18 protein-coding genes are annotated in these 16,459 nt (G+C 38.0%); 10 read left to right on the forward strand and 8 right to left on the reverse strand.

Translation table 11 applies throughout. The features are described from left to right. Nucleotides 1-742: 742 nt before the first annotated feature. A complete protein-coding gene (locus HQN86_RS19855) occupies nt 743-1,375 on the reverse strand; it encodes an ABC transporter ATP-binding protein (protein ID WP_172662636.1) in 633 nt (210 codons plus the stop codon). A 203-nt stretch (nt 1,376-1,578) separates the two neighbouring features. Here HQN86_RS19855 and HQN86_RS19860 point away from each other — a divergent pair, with 203 nt between their 5' ends. The 3 genes from HQN86_RS19860 (at nt 1,579) to HQN86_RS19870 (ending at nt 5,616) form a co-directional block, all read left to right on the forward strand. Continuing rightward, nucleotides 1,579-1,947 (forward strand): hypothetical protein, encoded by a 369-nt coding sequence (locus tag HQN86_RS19860; protein WP_172662637.1) that lies wholly within the window; start codon nt 1,579-1,581, stop codon nt 1,945-1,947. Between the two features lie 70 nt (nt 1,948-2,017). Next, the gene (locus tag HQN86_RS19865) at nt 2,018-4,324 is read left to right on the forward strand and encodes a TonB-dependent receptor domain-containing protein (RefSeq protein WP_172662638.1); all 2,307 of its coding nucleotides are present in this window, start codon (nt 2,018-2,020) and stop codon (nt 4,322-4,324) included. A gap of 11 nt (nt 4,325-4,335) precedes the next feature. Then, the gene (locus HQN86_RS19870) at nt 4,336-5,616 is read left to right on the forward strand and encodes a sialidase family protein (RefSeq protein ID WP_172662639.1); all 1,281 of its coding nucleotides are present in this window, start codon (nt 4,336-4,338) and stop codon (nt 5,614-5,616) included. Nucleotides 5,617-5,620: 4 nt separating this feature from the next. Here the strand turns inward: HQN86_RS19870 and HQN86_RS19875 are convergent, their stop codons facing one another. Beyond that, a complete protein-coding gene (locus HQN86_RS19875; protein WP_172662640.1) occupies nt 5,621-5,950 on the reverse strand; it encodes a hypothetical protein in 330 nt (109 codons plus the stop codon). Nucleotides 5,951-6,027: 77 nt separating this feature from the next. After that, the gene (locus HQN86_RS19880; RefSeq protein WP_172662641.1) at nt 6,028-6,246 is read right to left on the reverse strand and encodes a hypothetical protein; all 219 of its coding nucleotides are present in this window, start codon (nt 6,244-6,246) and stop codon (nt 6,028-6,030) included. 192 nt (nt 6,247-6,438) lie between these two features. On the opposite strand from HQN86_RS19880, the gene HQN86_RS19885 reads away from it, so the two are divergent. Both HQN86_RS19885 and HQN86_RS19890 read left to right on the forward strand, forming a co-directional pair. Continuing rightward, nucleotides 6,439-6,654 carry a hypothetical protein gene (locus HQN86_RS19885; protein ID WP_172662642.1) on the forward strand — a complete coding sequence of 72 codons (216 nt, stop codon included), beginning with the start codon at nt 6,439-6,441 and terminating at the stop codon, nt 6,652-6,654. Between the two features lie 174 nt (nt 6,655-6,828). Then, nucleotides 6,829-8,964, forward strand: coding sequence for a hybrid sensor histidine kinase/response regulator (locus HQN86_RS19890; RefSeq protein WP_172662643.1), 2,136 nt, complete (start codon nt 6,829-6,831; stop codon nt 8,962-8,964). Nucleotides 8,965-9,015: 51 nt separating this feature from the next. Here HQN86_RS19890 and HQN86_RS19895 read toward each other — a convergent pair whose 3' ends face one another. Continuing rightward, nucleotides 9,016-9,525 carry a hypothetical protein gene (locus HQN86_RS19895; protein WP_172662644.1) on the reverse strand — a complete coding sequence of 170 codons (510 nt, stop codon included), beginning with the start codon at nt 9,523-9,525 and terminating at the stop codon, nt 9,016-9,018. 172 nt (nt 9,526-9,697) lie between these two features. Here HQN86_RS19895 and HQN86_RS19900 point away from each other — a divergent pair, with 172 nt between their 5' ends. From HQN86_RS19900 to HQN86_RS19910, 3 genes are read left to right on the forward strand one after another with little or no spacing between them, the layout of a single operon-like run. Beyond that, a complete protein-coding gene (locus tag HQN86_RS19900) occupies nt 9,698-10,366 on the forward strand; it encodes a peptidylprolyl isomerase (protein WP_172662645.1) in 669 nt (222 codons plus the stop codon). After that, nucleotides 10,363-10,998, forward strand: coding sequence for a M23 family metallopeptidase (locus HQN86_RS19905; RefSeq protein ID WP_172662646.1), 636 nt, complete (start codon nt 10,363-10,365; stop codon nt 10,996-10,998). Before HQN86_RS19900 ends, HQN86_RS19905 begins: the two co-directional genes overlap by 4 nt. Before the next feature lie 44 nt (nt 10,999-11,042). After that, a complete protein-coding gene (locus tag HQN86_RS19910; RefSeq protein WP_172662647.1) occupies nt 11,043-11,417 on the forward strand; it encodes a hypothetical protein in 375 nt (124 codons plus the stop codon). A gap of 22 nt (nt 11,418-11,439) precedes the next feature. On the opposite strand, the gene HQN86_RS19915 is transcribed toward HQN86_RS19910, so the two are convergent. The 4 genes from HQN86_RS19915 to HQN86_RS19930 all read right to left on the reverse strand — a co-directional run bounded on the left by HQN86_RS19915 (nt 11,440) and on the right by HQN86_RS19930 (nt 14,338). Continuing rightward, nucleotides 11,440-11,898 carry a DUF1569 domain-containing protein gene (locus HQN86_RS19915; protein ID WP_172662648.1) on the reverse strand — a complete coding sequence of 153 codons (459 nt, stop codon included), beginning with the start codon at nt 11,896-11,898 and terminating at the stop codon, nt 11,440-11,442. Between the two features lie 60 nt (nt 11,899-11,958). Then, nucleotides 11,959-12,972, reverse strand: a complete 1,014-nt coding sequence (locus HQN86_RS19920) for a DUF3500 domain-containing protein (RefSeq protein WP_216854462.1) — start codon at nt 12,970-12,972, stop codon at nt 11,959-11,961. 72 nt (nt 12,973-13,044) lie between these two features. After that, a complete protein-coding gene (locus tag HQN86_RS19925) occupies nt 13,045-13,296 on the reverse strand; it encodes a methyltransferase type 11 (protein WP_172662649.1) in 252 nt (83 codons plus the stop codon). A gap of 19 nt (nt 13,297-13,315) precedes the next feature. Further along, nucleotides 13,316-14,338 (reverse strand): hypothetical protein, encoded by a 1,023-nt coding sequence (locus HQN86_RS19930; RefSeq protein WP_172662650.1) that lies wholly within the window; start codon nt 14,336-14,338, stop codon nt 13,316-13,318. A 228-nt stretch (nt 14,339-14,566) separates the two neighbouring features. On the opposite strand from HQN86_RS19930, the gene HQN86_RS19935 reads away from it, so the two are divergent. Next, nucleotides 14,567-15,643, forward strand: a complete 1,077-nt coding sequence (locus tag HQN86_RS19935) for a sensor histidine kinase (protein WP_172662651.1) — start codon at nt 14,567-14,569, stop codon at nt 15,641-15,643. Beyond that, entirely contained in the window at nt 15,640-16,365 is a 726-nt protein-coding gene (locus HQN86_RS19940; protein ID WP_172662652.1) for a LytR/AlgR family response regulator transcription factor, read from the forward strand. The genes HQN86_RS19935 and HQN86_RS19940 overlap by 4 nt, the downstream gene beginning before the upstream one ends. Nucleotides 16,366-16,459 lie beyond the last annotated feature (94 nt).

Consider the following 16,459-nt stretch of genomic DNA (forward strand, 5'->3'; position numbering starts at 1 on the left):
AGTAAAGTATGCGCAGTTACGATCATTAATACAACTAAGTTGGGAACGGGAGATCTATCCTTAATATCTGAGAAAACAGCAAATACTCCAACAATAAGTGCCCAGGAGATCGATTTTGTAATTAGATAGGTGATTTTAAGTTTGTCAAAAACAAAGAATGTATACAAAAGAAAAAAGGGCTTATTCCAGTTCCTCAGTAACCTGATCAGGACAGTTTGCCTATCGATATCTATCAATCTATTTGAGCGTATCACATATATCCATGCACTAACAATTATTAGCGCCAAAATATAAAGTAAAATAGCAACAGGAATAAGGTAATGTCCAAAATTAAAGCCAATTATGATGGCAAATAAGACGTAGATTATCAGGGGAAAAAATATGTTAAACTGCACATAAAACCAACTCTTAAATTGTTGCCATTTGCCAAATGAGGAAATGCTGTGATATAGGAATTCGTTATTTTTTGCCATCAATTGTGTGGTAACATATTGCCAGCTTTTAATTGTGTAAATAAAAGCAGCCAAACAGAAAAAACCCATTATTACCGGACTGCTTACCAATGATAGCGTAATCATCAGATTCCAAACCGTAAATGCCCATATAGGAACACTCCCCAGTGTATTTATAAAAAAACAATAACAGAGTATTGTACCAAAAAGGAAAATCAACATTCCAGAATGCATCCGGTAAAAACCAGACGAGAAAATTTTCATCAATACATTAGTTAACGGCGATTGTCTCATTTCTCCATTGTAAGTGTTTGTTTATCTACCAGCAGTACCCGGGCTTTCGTTAATAACACTTCACTTAATGGCTGATGAGACGACAAAAGAAAAGTAGTGTTTTCTTCTTCATGCTTTTTCAGTATCCACCGGCATAATATGTCCAATGATTCCGTATCAATAGTAATCAAGGGCTCATCAAGCAGAATTACTTTAGGCCTACCTAAAAAAGCAAGCACTAAGGAGAGCTTTTTAAGCATTCCACTAGAATAAGAGCCCACTGCATTGCTCAGATAGCTTTCCATTTTCATGCTTTTTATGAAATACAATTCCTGACCAGGGGTTGCCTGTTTTGCTTTTGCAAATAAGGCAATCATTTCCCATCCGGTTAAAAATTCAGGATAAATAGGTTCTGCATCAGCAAAATTTACCATTTTTCGATAAGGAACGCTATCCTTTTTAACGCTCACATTGTTCAATAATATTTCACCCTCAAAGAAGAGAAATCCGCCAATCGACTTTAATAAAGTGCTTTTTCCGGAACCATTAACACCTTTTATCCAATAGATGCCAGGCTCAATCCTTAGGCTTTCTATTTGTAAAATCGGATGATAACCATATGATTTTCGGAAGTTGGTAAATTGTAGCATTCAGGATACTTAAATTGTGATTGATGATTTTTTACATTTTGTAGCGCCAGACTAACCTATTAGAAGAACTGAGAAAAGAAATGTTACATTTTAGATCCATTCAGATCAAACGACTTTAGAAATAAAATTTATAGCATTATCTTTTGGTACAAAGAAATAAATATGTTGTTTAATATCGTATAAGCATTACCTTTGCAGCAATTATGTTCAGAGGCCTAATCGCTTTTTCTTTAATCTTCATGATGTTGACTGCTAATTTCAGCAGATTCTTCATCTATGCCGGATTTGAGCTGAACAAGAATTACATTGCTTCGGAACTTTGTGAGAACAGAGACAAACCAATGATGCATTGCAATGGGAAGTGTTACCTGATGAAAAAGCTTAAGCAGGCCGAAGAGAAAGAAAAGAACCAAAGTCGGGCTGCACAAAAAGGTCATTTTCAGGAAGCACTTATCATACATAAAACAAATTTCAATTTTTTACCCCAACTGATTAAAGTAATTAACCCTTTTGAACTGCCTTTTGCACTTCCAAGGCATTCAGCTGCTATATTCCATCCACCTCAGGCATAGTCAATGCTTACCGCAGAATGTTACATTCTGCTATTTTCATGGAATAACAATTATACTTTAATTTTTTACAATGCACCTATTCAGATACTTATATATATCTATGGGGCTGGCTATGATATTTTGTCATACGCAAGCTCAAACACGGCTTATTAAAGGTCGTATCTACGACTCTCAAACACGTCAGCCATTAGCTGGTGTTATTTTAACAACAAATACTGCTCAACAAGTAGGTAAGTCTGATGTAAAAGGATACTTTGAAATCGATGGCTCTCAGCTAGATGGACAACTAAAAGCGACCTTACCTGGTTACAAATCACAGACCATTAAAATCAACGCCTATCAAAACGATCTGAATGTTCAGCTAGAAGCAGATGGAGTAAGCCTCAATGAGGTTAGGGTTGCAGGCTACAGTGAAAACAAGACCAACAAGGAAACGGCAGGAGGATTATCGTTGATCACATCAAGAGATATCAACCGTGGAAGTGCAGTTTCATTGCAACCTGCTTTAAATTCAATTCCTGGGGTCCGAATGGATCAAAGCACGCTCTCGGAAGCCCGAATTTCAATAAGAGGTAATGGCGTGCGTGCATCTTACGGCATTCGTAACGTAAAGGTTTATGTAAATGAAATCCCTGTTACAGAAGCCGATGGCACCACCAGAATTGAAGCACTTGATGTAAACAGCATTGGTAGAGCGGAGGTGATAAAAGGCCCTGCTTCAAGTATATATGGTGCGGGAACAGCTGGGGTTATTAACTTTCAATTACAGCGATCGCCATACCAGGAACAAAGCATAGAAGCTTCTGCACTTGTTGGTTCTTATGGCTTACACCGTTTAGCTACCACCTACAGAAGCGGAGGAGATAAAGTGAATAGCTATGCTTCATATGGCTGGCAGGAATACGATGGTTATCGTGAGCATAGCAAAGATATGCGTAGGTTTTTAACTGGTAATTTCCAGCTTTTTCCAAGTGATAAGCGCATTGTTACTTTAATGCTGAACAGAACTACACAGTATTCGCAAATTCCGGGGTCGTTAACTCAGGATCAGGTGGCTGCAAATCCAAAGCAAGCAAACGCTACAAATCTAGATAAAGCGGCAGGTAGATATCAGAACTGGACAAGGGTAGGCCTGGGACAGCAATATCGCTTTAACGATCAGTTCTCTAACACCACAAGTGTTTTTACATATTTCTACGATTTGAATCACCCACTTCCTTATGCGTATATCCGTAATACATACCAAAGTTACGGTGGCAGAACCCGCTTTGCCTACGATCCCGGCTTTAGTGTTTTACCTACTAAATTTACTGTTGGTGCTGAATTTAACAGTGGTCTAACCAAGGGAACGCAGTATGTTAACAACCAGGGTAAAGAAGGAACAATAAACGCTAATATTGATTATCGAAACACTCAGTATTCCTTATTTTATCAGTCTGAAACAGAGCTGACTGCAAAGACTACCTTAACTTTAGGTATTAGCTACAACAGTCTGAATTATGATGTTCGGGATTACTTGAAACCCAACCAGAGCGGAGTTAAAAAGTTTGATCCACAAGCAACACCACGCATAGCCCTTAGCCACACTTTCAGTGATGCGATTAGTTTACATGCAAGTGTAAGCTCAGGGTTTTCTCCGCCTTCGAGTTCCGAAATAAAGAACGTAGATGGCTCTATCAATCCGAATCTACAGGCAGAAAAGGGGCTGAATTATGAGTTTAATGCAAAGGGTAACCTCTTAAAATCTCGTCTGGAATACGATCTTGCCTTATTTAAAATGGACATGAAGGGTGAGCTTATTGCCCAATCTATTCAGCAAGGCATCACTATCTATAATAATTCAGGTAAAACCAGCCATAATGGTGTAGAACTGTCGTTATCCTATCAGTTATTTAAACCAGAAGACGATAGCCAGATTCTTAGCTTACGCCCTTTTGCAGCGATAACCTATTCAGATTTTAAATTTAAAGACTATAAGACTTTAAATGCCCAAAATGAGGTCACAGCCACTTATGATGGAAATGAATTAACCGGTATTGCGCCTTGGATGGTAAATGCAGGAATAGATCTTGAAACCAAAAGCGGATTGTATTTCTATGGAAGCTATTTTTATAGTGATAAACTACCTCTTAACGATGCGAATACAAGCTACAATCCATCTTACAATGTTGTAAATGCCAAATTAGGTTACAAGAAACAAGTAGTGAAGCATCTTGAACTAAACGTTTATGCAGGTCTGGATAATATTCTCGATAAAAACTACAGCTCAATTGTTTCATTAAATGCAGCTAGTTTTAACGGAGGACAGCCAGCATATTTTAATCCCTCGCCAAAACGAAATGGCTATGGTGGATTAAATGTAAAATACATATTCTAACAATTACTAAAATGAAAAGAATAATAACAGTATTGTTGACAGGACTCATTTTTCTTACTGCATGTAAGCAAAAGCACGACAAAGCTACAATTGGAACTTTAAGTACCCAGGGGGTAGCAGTAGGGGCTTACCTAACTCAAGATAACAAAGGTAATCCGGTTCTTTGCTGGTCAGAGCAAGATGGTGAAGATTCTCTTTATCGCTTAAAATATGCAAGTTATAACGAACAAACCAATACATTTGGCAACCCAGTTACTGTTCCCGCTTCCAGCGGGATCAGTACATCTGCCGAGAGTATGGGTAAAGTAGGTTTTAAGGCTGATGGCACCGTGATAGCAGTGTATTCAAAACGGTTTCCTAATGAAAAAAATCCTTACGCAGGTGCGATTTATTACAGTTCCTCAAGTAACAATGGTAAAACCTGGTCTGCATCGCAGTTTTTGCACTCAGATACAACGCACAATTATGGTCGCAGCTTTTTTGACATTACAACCTTAAAAAACGGAGAGCTTGCCGCTGTTTGGCTTGATGGACGTTTTGGCAAAAGTATTAAAGGTTCGGCTTTATTCTTTAACAGAACAACCAAAGGCAATGGCTTTGGTACAGATACTTGCCTCGAAAAAGGTACCTGTGAGTGCTGCAGGACAGATATTCTCACTGATAAAGCAGGGAATATTCATTTGGCTTACAGAAATATTACATTCCCAACAGGTCTTTCAGACAAACAGGTTCGGGATATGGGCTATAAACTATCTACCGACAATGGAAAAACTTTTAGTGCTGTAAAAGCCATTAGTAACGACAACTGGGAGATAGATGGTTGTCCGCATTCGGGCCCGTCACTTGCAGTTACAAAAGAGGGTGTAAATGCAGTTTGGTTTACCGCAGGGGGCGGATCGGGAATCTATAACGCATCATCAAATAAGGCACTTGATTTTGATAAACGTAGGCTAATCACAGCTCAGGGCAGGCACCCCCAGTTAATTTCACTTGCAAATGATCAACTGGTTATGGTTTGTGAAGAATTAAAAGACGAGCCGGAAGAAAAACCAATGAAAATGAACCATTCTCATGGAGGAATGACCATGAACCACGGACCTGCTGCAAATTCTAAAATAGTATTGAGAACTTTAATCCCAGGAAAAGAGGGTAGAATTACTTCAATTACTGACGGGCAGCAAGGAGATCATCACGCAGTAATTACCCGAATAAGTAACGGGGCATTGGTAGCCTGGGAAAGAGAAAAGAATGGACGGTCAGAAATCTGTTATACGCAGATACATATCGATTAATTAACTACTTGTCGACTTCTAAAATGGCTTGCTTCAGACCGCGCACAACATCATCTGAACATCCCATAGAAGCAAAATTAATGTTATGGTTCTGATCCGCCACTATCAGTAATGGCAGATTGTTAGTCTGATATGCTTTGGTAATAGAAGAGGCATCTATAAGTAGTTGAGTATAAAAGATAGGGGTCTGTTTTAACCCTTCAGCAACCTTATCTACCGTTTCATACGTGATCAGTAAAACTTCCAGATTTTCTGGATTTTTTACTGATCTAATAACCTCATTTACTTTGTTGTAATCTCCTGTTTCAAAGCAGTTTGGGTGCCAGAAAATCATTAGTATTGATTTTTTTTCAAGGCGTCAATATTCGTTTTCTTAGCCAGGGGGATCCAGATTCAATACAGACCCAACCTTCAACCTGGGGCTTGCTGGACGTAAGGATATTTTATAAGTTCATATGTTTCAGCTTCCTTTTTAAGGTCTCTTTTTTCAATGATTTTTCTAAACTGGCTGTCCGATTCCTTCTTCTTCAGCACAATTCTATATTCCTTTCCCACAAGCATGTTAACCACTTTCAGCGAGTCAACTCTGTTTCCCTGCTCATCATATACATCCTTACTTTGATCTATCATCTTATTTATTCAGAACCATTCATAGTTATGGTTCCTGAAGTAGTCGTCTGAGCAAAAGTAATTGAAGAAATACTGAGTAATAAAGAAATTGGGAGCGCTATTTTCATTATTTATCTATTTGGTACTTACATGGTAATAAAATTTCTTAAAACACTTTCATTATCAGAATGTTCTAAATAAAAACCTTATATTATGAAATTCAAAAAAGTTGAACACACAAAAGCCTCCTTTGGATTTATAACTGGGCTTGTAGTTGGCATAGTTGTAGGTATTTTATTTATCCAAAATAAAGCTGGTACGGTCAAACAAGAACAAATGAACAAACAAACTGACCTGGTTAAGGCCGAGGAAATAGCTAATCATCTTGCCTACCTGGGGCACCAGGCAGAGCAAAGTACATTAGATTAAAGCTGTTTTTATCTACAAGTTGAGCAAAAATTTTCTTGTAGCGGGTAATAAACAATAGGGCAGTGCGTCAAAGTAGTTATAAATGGTCAGAAAATGCATTGGTATGCTATTTGCCTATATGCACAGCGTGACAAACTTTTTGTTGCAATTTATCCTACTTGTTTAACATATTTAATGAAAGTAACCTACACACAGACTCAGTCCAGGAAAATTCTTCTTGCTTTTCTGGCTATTGTAATTGTTTTGGCGATCGCTGCACTTTTTGTACGTAACTCTATATCACATAAATTAGAAAACATAGTTAAGCAGGCCAACAATGTAGACGTTGATGGCTCCAAGCCCCAGCAAATACTGCTGCTGCTCCACCAGGCAGAAGACGATTTTCAAGAGTCCTTACTTAATGTTAAAAGCAAAAAAAGTGCGGACTATAAATCCAAGCTGTCTAAAGCCTTTAACCAGATTGATACCTTATTAAAAAGAACCACAGATACGCTTCAGATAACACCTGATCAAAGCATAAAAGTGAAAGACTGGTATCGTAAAAAGCTGCAGCTTTCAGACAAGTTGTATGCTGTTAAACATAATTTTGATTCCCTGCTCACTGTATATGCCACTTTTGAAGCTGAAGGAAGTAAGGGAGAAGAAAAGCTGGTTACCAGCATCAAATCAAGCAGCAAAGTAAAAAGCAAAACAGATACCGTTCGTAAAGAAGTAATTGTTCAAAAAAAGGGGCTCTTTTCGAGATTAAAGGATGCCATTTCTAACAAAAATGACGGTTCTCCCACAGCTGTGGTTGAAATTAACCATCGCGAGCAGACCGAGAACTCGGCTCTTGCCACCCGGAAAGGGCTTAGTAGCGATAGGGCCGTATACCTGGATAAATTGCAGAAACTGCAAGAAAGAAACGTAAAGATGCTTACCATGCAGCGCGAACTGATAAGCCTGAATGATCACATTAGTACTGAACTGGAAAACATCATTAATGAGGTGAAGACACTCAACTACAATATGGCCGATGAATTTAAAACAATGGCTTTTAAAAGTTATCAGGAATCAACAGATTTATTAAACAGGCTGTATTTGGCAGCCCTTTTTCTTGTGCTGGTTTTTGCCATGCTGTTAATTATATTTATAGTAAAGCTTAACGGTTCTGAAAAACAATTGCGTAAGGAAAATGAAAGGGCAGTAACCATTGCACAGCAAAAAATGGACCTTTTACTGCACATGAGTCATGAAATAAGGAATCCGTTAACTGCTATTAAGGGGTTCTTATATATTTTCAGTCAAACAGAGTTGTCAAAACGTCAATCCGATATGTTAGATTCTATCCGATTGTCATCGGATATGCTATTGGGTACTTTGAACGACACCCTGGATGCGGCTAAAATGGAGAACAGTGAATTTAAGTTCAACACCGATCCGTTCAATCCTGATTTTATACTCAGAGGCTTAATAGAAAACATGGAATTCAGTGCCACCAAGAAAATGCTGAAACTGAAATACGAATTTAAAGGTGATAAAGAGGCTGTTTTACTCGGAGATAGTTTTAGGCTAAAACAAATTATGATTAACCTGTTAAGCAATGCGATAAAATACACCAAAGAAGGTGAGGTCTCCGTAAATGCGGTATTAACAAAAGTAAACGATAAACCCAGACTAGAGGTAGGGATAACGGATACGGGAATGGGAATAAGTGCCGATCAGCAAACTAACCTGTTCTCTAAATATTACCAAACAAATTCCTCAAAAGGCAAAACCGGTACAGGCTTGGGGCTGTATATCTGTAAGCAGTTTGTAGAGCTGCAGGGTGGTAAAATAAGCGTAAAGAGCACCGAAGGCACCGGGAGTACCTTTAGTTTCTACATTCCATATCTTGAAAACAGTAGCAATGATCAGGCAGTAGTAAATCAAACTACAGAGGATCCGCTCGCACTGTTTAATGGAATAAGTATTCTTGCGGTTGATGACAACGAATTAAATCTGAAATTCCTGAAAATGATGACGCAAAAATGGAACGTTAAATTTTATAGTGCGGCTAATGGGAAACAAGCACTGGATGTTCTTGCAAAAGAAAACATAACAGTAGTTTTAACTGATATTCAGATGCCGGAAATGAATGGATATGAGCTTCTTCAGGCGATAAAGAAGTTACCTGATCCATTGAGCAAGCTACCTGTAATTGTTATCAGCGCAAACCCGGAAGAATTTGAAATGAATAAAATCCTGAACAAAGGGTTCTCCGGTGTAGTTAGCAAACCCTTTGTCGAAGCAGGTTTAATAGCACAGATCGCTAAAGCTTTAAAGGGGTAGGACAATAAAAAAGGCAGCACGTGGACTGCCTTTTTTATTGATTAATCTTATTTAGTGTTTCCCATTATTACCACTGCCGTTGCCATGTTTCCCATTGCCTTTACCTTCACGGGATTTGCTATTGCCCTTTGCCTCACGGTATTTGTTTTTGTTACCGGCAGGTTTGGACTGTCTAATGCTCCTGCTATCTCTGATTACTCTTTGTTTTCCTTTGTAACCTTTATACTTGCTATATTCTTTAACATGCACTTTATGTGATAAATAGGGTTTGGGTGAGTTAATTACAACCTTGTAACTATTGTATAAATCGTAGTTTCTATATCTTGAGGGCAAGCTGTTATTAAACACCCAATTCCCATTATTAAGGTAAATGTATTGTTTATTAGGAACGTTGTAATAAGTGTCTATATCAGGAAGATAATAATAATCAACATGATCATAACCGGCCGGGCCCCATTGTGGCTGAGAACCTATGTTTATATTTACGCTTACCTGCGCCTGAGTGTTTATGCTGCTTAACGAAGCTACTCCGAAAACTACAGCTAAAAGTATTTTTTTCATTTTATGTGTTTTATTTGATAGCCATAGTGCAATGCTTATGCCGCAGATTATCAAAACATACAGCCAATCTGCCGGATCTGTTAATTTATCGACTGAGAGCAAGAATATATCGACAGGATCAATCAAATATTCTTTTATATTCGTTAGATATTCTTAAAACTGGAAAAATCAGATGAGAACTTCTGTCCTAACTTTGCTACTTTTATTATTCGCGTTGATTACTAACGCCCAATCCGCCTATGTAAGGTTAATCACCAACAAAGGAAATATTACGCTGGTCTTGTATGACCAAACGCCTAAGCATAGAGATATGTTTCTACAAGCCATAAAAAAAGGCCTCTATAATAACGCGCAATTTAATCGCGTCATTAAATCCTTTGTAAGCCAGGGAGGGGAGCTCGACGAAACTATTCTTGAAAGAGAAAAACTACATCCGGAAGTACCGATACAACGCTTAGCGGCAGAGATAACACCAAAATTATTTCATAAAAAAGGTGCCCTTGGAGCAGGTAGAAATGACAATCCCGAAAAGAGCTCATACCTTACCCAAATATATCTGGTCGTAGGTAAACTGCAAACAGACGAACAACTCGATGTGCTGGAAAAAAAGAAAGGTATTAAGCTCTCACCATCACAGAGAACCACTTACAAAACAATAGGGGGAACTCCTCATTTAGATAATGATTATACCGTTTTTGGTGAAATAGTTGAAGGAATGGAGGTGGCTGATGCAATAAATGGTGTAAAAACAGATAAAAATGATCTTCCATTAGAAACAGTAACCTTTAAACCGGTAGTGTTATCTAAAAAAGAAGTCTTAAAGCTTAAAAAAGTAGAATGATAAAAACAGCGCTCTTAACTACAGTACTTTTATTGTTGAACTTCCAAAAACCAACAATCGATACTGATAAAGACAGATGGAAACCCTATTATGTAGATGCTGTTCCAGCAGTTGTAGCAAGTAATTGGGTATTGCCGTTCGATGTATCCAACAGAAAAGACATAAAACAAATCAAAGTAATCAGCATATTTGGAGATCATCGGGATAGCTTCTATAAAGGACACATACATACCGCAATAGACATTAATCCTTTAAAACCTAAAACGAGTTTGATAGGTGTTTATCCAATCGCAAAAGGTGTTGTATGCTCAGTACATTTAGCAGAAAACCAGCGCACGGTAGTAGTAAAACACAAACTTGCCGATGGTAAAGTGATGTTTACTTCTTACAAGCACTTAAAAGAGGTGTATGTGAGTCAGGGCCAACAGGTAACCGAACAAACAAAGCTCGCTCGTCTATTTACAAAGCAGGAGTCGAAAAAGTATGGAGGAGATTACCATCACCTTCACCTGGAGATTCGTAAAAATTTTGACGATTATGGCTGTGCCAGCTGGTTAACTATGAATCAAAAACAGCTCGATCAACGTTTTTACAACCCATTAATCTTTTTAAAAACAAAATTAAAAAGTTAGCCCACCAGTTGGTATATTTAGTAATAGCTATTTAAATAAATCGTATGGATGCACATGAATTAAGAATTGGAAACATTGTTGGCCTTAAAGATGGAAGCTGGTTTGTTGTAACTGAGGATCATTTTAAAACCCTAAAATTTTGGGAATCATTTCATGGTTCATATCAGGGGGTTCCAATAAACGAATATTGGGCATCATCACTGGGGTTACAGGTTAAACTAAGCTCATTCATCACTTATGTAGAAGATAGCCAGGGTCAAAGTAATGAGTTCAATTTGTTAAATTCAGTTGACGAGAATAATCATGAAATCTGGATTGTACAGTATAACGGGCACACTTTGAAAAGGGTAGAGTATGTTCATCAGATACAAAATCTGTTCTTTGCAATAAGTGATTACGAATTAACTTTGGCGCTATAAGTAGAGGTGGCTGTCGTGTTAACTAAACCCCAAACTGATTCAAATGGTGATTCAGGTGTTTGTAAAACATATTATTCCACTCTGTTTTTGTAAGCACACCAAAAGAATGTGACTCTTTATTATCGAAATGATCTTCGCCCAATTGCTGAGTTTTTTCAATATAGCTTATCAAGCGTGCTTTTTCAGTTTCAAACACCTTAGGATCAGTAATTAAAAATTGTGGTGCTGTAGCTCCGTTCTTGCCATAAGGTTTTTCATTCACCACCTTATTTTTGATCATCATCTTCAAAATAAACTTTAAGAAGCCATTTGGATTCTTATGGATATTATCAAACACCAATTCGTAGGTAACATTGCAATGTGCAAGCATCCGTGCAACATCCATTTTGCCCCATTCAGGTTGACTTTCAGGTGTTAGTTTGTTTATTCTTGCAATTATCTCGTCAGAAACTGATTTTGTGAAGATATTAGGTAAGGCCATTCTTAAGATTGCTAATAAAGATTAATGCCCATTGCTAGTTAGCAACAAAGCGCGATGAAGTTAATTAAAAAAACTAAAACTCCCCCCGTAATCTCGGATGTGATCTCTATAAACAGTATGGTAATGCACCTCAGCCGGAAATACTGCACCTGGCTGGCATATAAACTCTATCCATACAGATGGGCCATCAATGCGAATGTAATCACCTTTGTTAGCAAGTGAAGGACCACCAAAATATCCTATATACGTATTGTCTATTTCTGCAGCATAAGAAGCCAATAGTTTTTTGGCAGTAGCATCATCAGCAATTTGAACCCAAGCTTTCATGGCCTCAATTATCAAGGTCTTTTGGTGTTTGTTTAGCGAGCCTGCTTTTAGCCCGGCCTTTGTGGCAGGGAATTTACCATCAGCACCCGGACCTACAGATACATCGTCAAAACCGCTAGCTAATTTGGCACTTTCTAATTGCTCATCACTCAATGAAGCAAGCATACTTGTCAATAAATCGTGATTAGCTTTAAGGGGGGCATAAGTAACTCCGTTGGTAGTCCAGGTTTTGGGCTCTAAGCCAATAAAGAGAGGCGAAGCGCTAACAACCTTACCATTATCAAACGTTAAGTTAACCGCCAAATGGTGACCGCCTAACTGAAGTTGCCATTTGCCTGTAATCTCTGGCTTACCCAGAAATGCAATAATATAATTTCCCTGGGAGTATCCCTTACGGCCTGTACCCAGAAAACCATCGGCTGCTAAAATCTGCATAGCCTGGTCATATCCCTTAGAAGGTAGTGTTCCCATGGCTGCTTTAACAACTGCTTTAGCATTTTGAAGCTGTATATCTGTCAATGAGCCTAATAAAACCCCAACTCTACATTGCAATCCACATGGAAGATTGGTCCATTTTGTGGCATTTTCCTTAGTATAACCAATTACCACTGCCCTTTGCTGATCGGTATTTAATGATTTAATAAAAGTGTTTGCCGTGCTTATAACGGTCTTAACTGATTCTGCCTTGCTGTTTTGGCTGCAAACAAATACAAACAACATACAGAATAGTGCACCCAGGTTTTTCATTTGGTTTTTTTATCCAAATTAACAAAAAAGGATGGGATACTAAAGTCCATTTGCGATCCAAATATAGAAACATTAATGATTGTAATGCCCTAAAACAGGGCAACTATCCGGATCATAAGGAAGGTGGATACAGATAAAGCCATTACTTAGAAGAGAATGAACGACATCTTCGACATGAAAGAAAGTTCCTTCGATCCTAAGTATCTTGTCCTCATCTTCCAGATCAAATGAAATTTTGAATGCCGGGTATGCACACAACAACTGGCTAATAACATTCATCGCAGCTGCAGGGTGCTTAACATTTGTTTTGAAAATTGCTACCATAATAATTTGTTTTGATATGTTATTTCTTCTTTCCAAGAATAGAAAATGGATTAAATGATATACCTATATTAAAGTAAAATACGGGATCGGGAGTGATTTTATAAACGGGGTCAGCAAATGAGTCCTCTTTTTTAAATACTCTCCCCGAGGGCGTGTATTTCATCCCACTTTTTGCCGTCAGCATAAAATGTCTCCCAATCGCATGCTCGTAGGTCAGTCCTGAATTGACATCCAATTGGCCATACTCATATTTTTGGTCGGTGCCATCCAGGTTATAAAGGTAAAATGCAGTTCTGTCCAGTTCAGAGCCGAATGAAATTCTCCCGTTACGGTTAAAAACAAATTTTCTCAGATACAAACTTCGGGGAAGCACAATGTCTGCTATCATGCCGTTGTTGAATTTGTGTTCATAGGAGAAGGTGGGGACAAATGGAGTCGGTGCGCTAGGGTCAATGCTGGCCAAAATTCCGACGGTCATTTTTGTGCGTGGATTTGCTTTCAATACCATTGTTGCCGTAAGCATTCCCCTTACTCTTTCCAAATGCTTGTCGCTACCATCCAACATCACACTTGAGCTATAAACCATCCGTTTTCCGAATAAGGATGAAAAATAGGTTAAATTCAGGGATGAAAACAGATAGTGAAGATCATTAGAAGTGGTGATGTATGATGTACCTGTATTTCCAATTTCTGCCTCTGCGGAAGTTAATCTATATCCCAGGGTTGTACCTAAAATCCAGCTCTTGCGTTTAATGAGGCTAATATTAGCACTCACCTTAACTTGTTGAAAGCGGTTTATACTATTTACGGGTAAAAGACTCCCGTCTTTTTCTGACTTGAAATTGAAGGGAGCAGTTTGGGTAAACTCAATATTTAGCGGGCGGGTTATTGCAAATTTGTCGGCAGCAAAAGTAGCCACTCTTTTAGGGAAGTTCAAACTGTCCTGCTTGCCTTTAGGGATACTATCCGTAGTCTGAGAAAAGCTATTGATTGCTAAGGCGAGTATACTCAATGTTGCCACAGTTCTTTTTATTCTGTTCATATGTTGTGTTAAAATTTCGAAAGAGATTGGGTAAATCCGGACGCAAAGGAATATATAATGCGAAGACACATTTTTGTTATTATACCAGATCCACTAAATAATATACCAGATCGCCTCAATGCCATACCAAACCTTAAACCTGAATTTGGTATATTACAGAGGTCATTTGGTATAATTTCGCAAAGTGAACTAAGACATAACCTTATCTTTGCAGCAATAGAAAATTAAATGAAAGCAGATCTGGAGCTTAAGAACACAAATCTCTTGCAGGTTATCGTTGATGATCGGTATAGGATCCTGCGTCACGCTGTACTTTTAGTGGTTAGTTTGGTTGTTATTACCTATTCTAACTGGCAAGCAGAATACTCCGGACCTTTTAATTATTTTAGATTATTAAGTGTTTATGGAGTATTAATTGCTATGTGCTACATCAACATGTATATACTGGTGCCCGTTTACTTTTTTAAGGGCAGGTACGTGTTGTATCTAATTCTTTTTTCCCTCCTGGTATTTCTCAGCCTTACTTTCATATCTGGTTTATTTCAAGTGTATCTAGACTCAGCGGGAATGCAGTTAGGACATGGCTATAAAGAAGATGATCATGGTTTTTTTGAGGGCTTTTTTATAACAGTGTCGATTATCCTGATTACCACCATGATTAAATTATTTCAACGCTGGACAAAAGATAATGAGCGAATTGCCGAGTTGAATAATATAACCCTAAGGATGGAACTCAATGAGCTAAGAAATCAGATTAATCCACATTTCCTTTTTAATATGCTGAATGGCATAAAAGCATTGATACGCACAGATCCCGAGAAAGCTAATCTAGTGATTATGAGACTTTCTGAGTTTTTAAGGTACCAGATTTATGATAATAATGAAGAAAAGACGCCGTTACGATCAGAAATCACCTTTTTGTCGAACTTCCTGAACCTGGAGATGCTCAGGAGGGACAAGCTTTCTGTAGATATTAATATTCCCGATACTCCCGGAATATTGGATGGGATCTTTGTACCACCCAATTTGTTTACCACTTTTGTAGAAAATGCCGTTAAACATAGTGTGGATGTGAGTGGTGGAGAGCCCCACATCACAATTAAATTTGTAATTGTTGATGCTGAACTTCATTTCTTTTGTATGAACTCAAAAGATCCACTGTTTATGCCTAACGATCAAAAGAATAGTGGATTGGGGTTGGCAAACATTAAACGAAGACTGCAACTGCTCTACCAGAATAACTATTTTTTAACCATAGATTCCACAGAAAATCAATTTTCAATTCTATTAAAATTGCCCTTATGAACTGTATCATTGTAGACGATGAACCTTTGGCCAGAGCGGAGATGGAAGCGTTGATCAACGAAGTATCCTCAGCTAAAATATTGGGCAGTTTTTCAAATGCATGGACCGCTCTTGATTTTCTGAAATCAAATAAAGTCGATTTGATTTTTCTGGACATCGAAATGCCCATGGTTACCGGGCTAGATTTTGCCACTCAATTATCAGGCTCAACATTGGTTATCTTCACAACGGCCTACCCGCAGTATGCCTTAAAAAGTTATGAACTGGACGCAATCGATTACTTGCTCAAACCCATAGACAAAGGGAGGCTGGATAAAGCGATCAAAAAAGCCGAAACTTATCAAAGCCTGCTTTCAGGCAACCCTGAAAAGAACACACTTGAAGGTAATACGGCAGATTTCTTGTTAATAAAATCAGATAGAAGATTTCATAGGATCAAATTCGAGAATATGAGATTCATTGAAGGGCTAAAGGACTATGTGGTAATCCATCTGGCTGGCCAAAAGCTCATTACAGCCATGAACTTAAAAACCTTCCATCAAAAAATTCCTCAGGATATCTTTTTGCGCGTAAGCAAATCCTATGTGGTGAACAAGAATTATATTGAATCTTTTGACCACCATACTATTTACCTTGGTACAAATGAACTGCCAATAGGAGAGGTTTATAAAAAGGACTTCTTCACTATATATTCAGGAGGTTCAATCTCCCCTGAAATTTGAGGTAAGTGTCGCTTATCTCGCCTTCACTTACTTAAGTTTGGTAAAAAAATCAACAACAAAAGATTGAATAGAATAATTATTTAGTTGCGGTAAC

Origin of the sequence: Pedobacter panaciterrae, assembly GCF_013204795.1 — a bacterium.
GTDB classification, from domain to species: Bacteria; Bacteroidota; Bacteroidia; order Sphingobacteriales; family Sphingobacteriaceae; genus Pedobacter; species Pedobacter panaciterrae.

Bases quoted from the DNA above. Each gene is read 5' to 3' on its own strand.
- HQN86_RS19875 (WP_172662640.1), bottom strand. From the start codon at position 5,950: ATGATTTTCTGGCACCCAAACTGCTTTGAAACAGGAGATTACAACAAA.
- HQN86_RS19905 (WP_172662646.1), top strand. From the start codon at position 10,363: ATGATAAAAACAGCGCTCTTAACTACAGTACTTTTATTGTTGAACTTC.
- HQN86_RS19880 (WP_172662641.1), bottom strand. From the start codon at position 6,246: ATGATAGATCAAAGTAAGGATGTATATGATGAGCAGGGAAACAGAGTT.
- HQN86_RS19890 (WP_172662643.1), top strand. From the start codon at position 6,829: ATGAAAGTAACCTACACACAGACTCAGTCCAGGAAAATTCTTCTTGCT.
- HQN86_RS19920 (WP_216854462.1), bottom strand. From the start codon at position 12,972: ATGAAAAACCTGGGTGCACTATTCTGTATGTTGTTTGTATTTGTTTGC.
- HQN86_RS19925 (WP_172662649.1), bottom strand. From the start codon at position 13,296: ATGGTAGCAATTTTCAAAACAAATGTTAAGCACCCTGCAGCTGCGATG.
- HQN86_RS19870 (WP_172662639.1), top strand. From the start codon at position 4,336: ATGAAAAGAATAATAACAGTATTGTTGACAGGACTCATTTTTCTTACT.
- HQN86_RS19860 (WP_172662637.1), top strand. From the start codon at position 1,579: ATGTTCAGAGGCCTAATCGCTTTTTCTTTAATCTTCATGATGTTGACT.
- HQN86_RS19940 (WP_172662652.1), top strand. From the start codon at position 15,640: ATGAACTGTATCATTGTAGACGATGAACCTTTGGCCAGAGCGGAGATG.
- HQN86_RS19910 (WP_172662647.1), top strand. From the start codon at position 11,043: ATGGATGCACATGAATTAAGAATTGGAAACATTGTTGGCCTTAAAGAT.
- HQN86_RS19915 (WP_172662648.1), bottom strand. From the start codon at position 11,898: ATGGCCTTACCTAATATCTTCACAAAATCAGTTTCTGACGAGATAATT.
- HQN86_RS19855 (WP_172662636.1), bottom strand. From the start codon at position 1,375: ATGCTACAATTTACCAACTTCCGAAAATCATATGGTTATCATCCGATT.
- HQN86_RS19900 (WP_172662645.1), top strand. From the start codon at position 9,698: ATGAGAACTTCTGTCCTAACTTTGCTACTTTTATTATTCGCGTTGATT.
- HQN86_RS19930 (WP_172662650.1), bottom strand. From the start codon at position 14,338: ATGAACAGAATAAAAAGAACTGTGGCAACATTGAGTATACTCGCCTTA.
- HQN86_RS19885 (WP_172662642.1), top strand. From the start codon at position 6,439: ATGAAATTCAAAAAAGTTGAACACACAAAAGCCTCCTTTGGATTTATA.
- HQN86_RS19865 (WP_172662638.1), top strand. From the start codon at position 2,018: ATGCACCTATTCAGATACTTATATATATCTATGGGGCTGGCTATGATA.
- HQN86_RS19895 (WP_172662644.1), bottom strand. From the start codon at position 9,525: ATGAAAAAAATACTTTTAGCTGTAGTTTTCGGAGTAGCTTCGTTAAGC.
- HQN86_RS19935 (WP_172662651.1), top strand. From the start codon at position 14,567: ATGAAAGCAGATCTGGAGCTTAAGAACACAAATCTCTTGCAGGTTATC.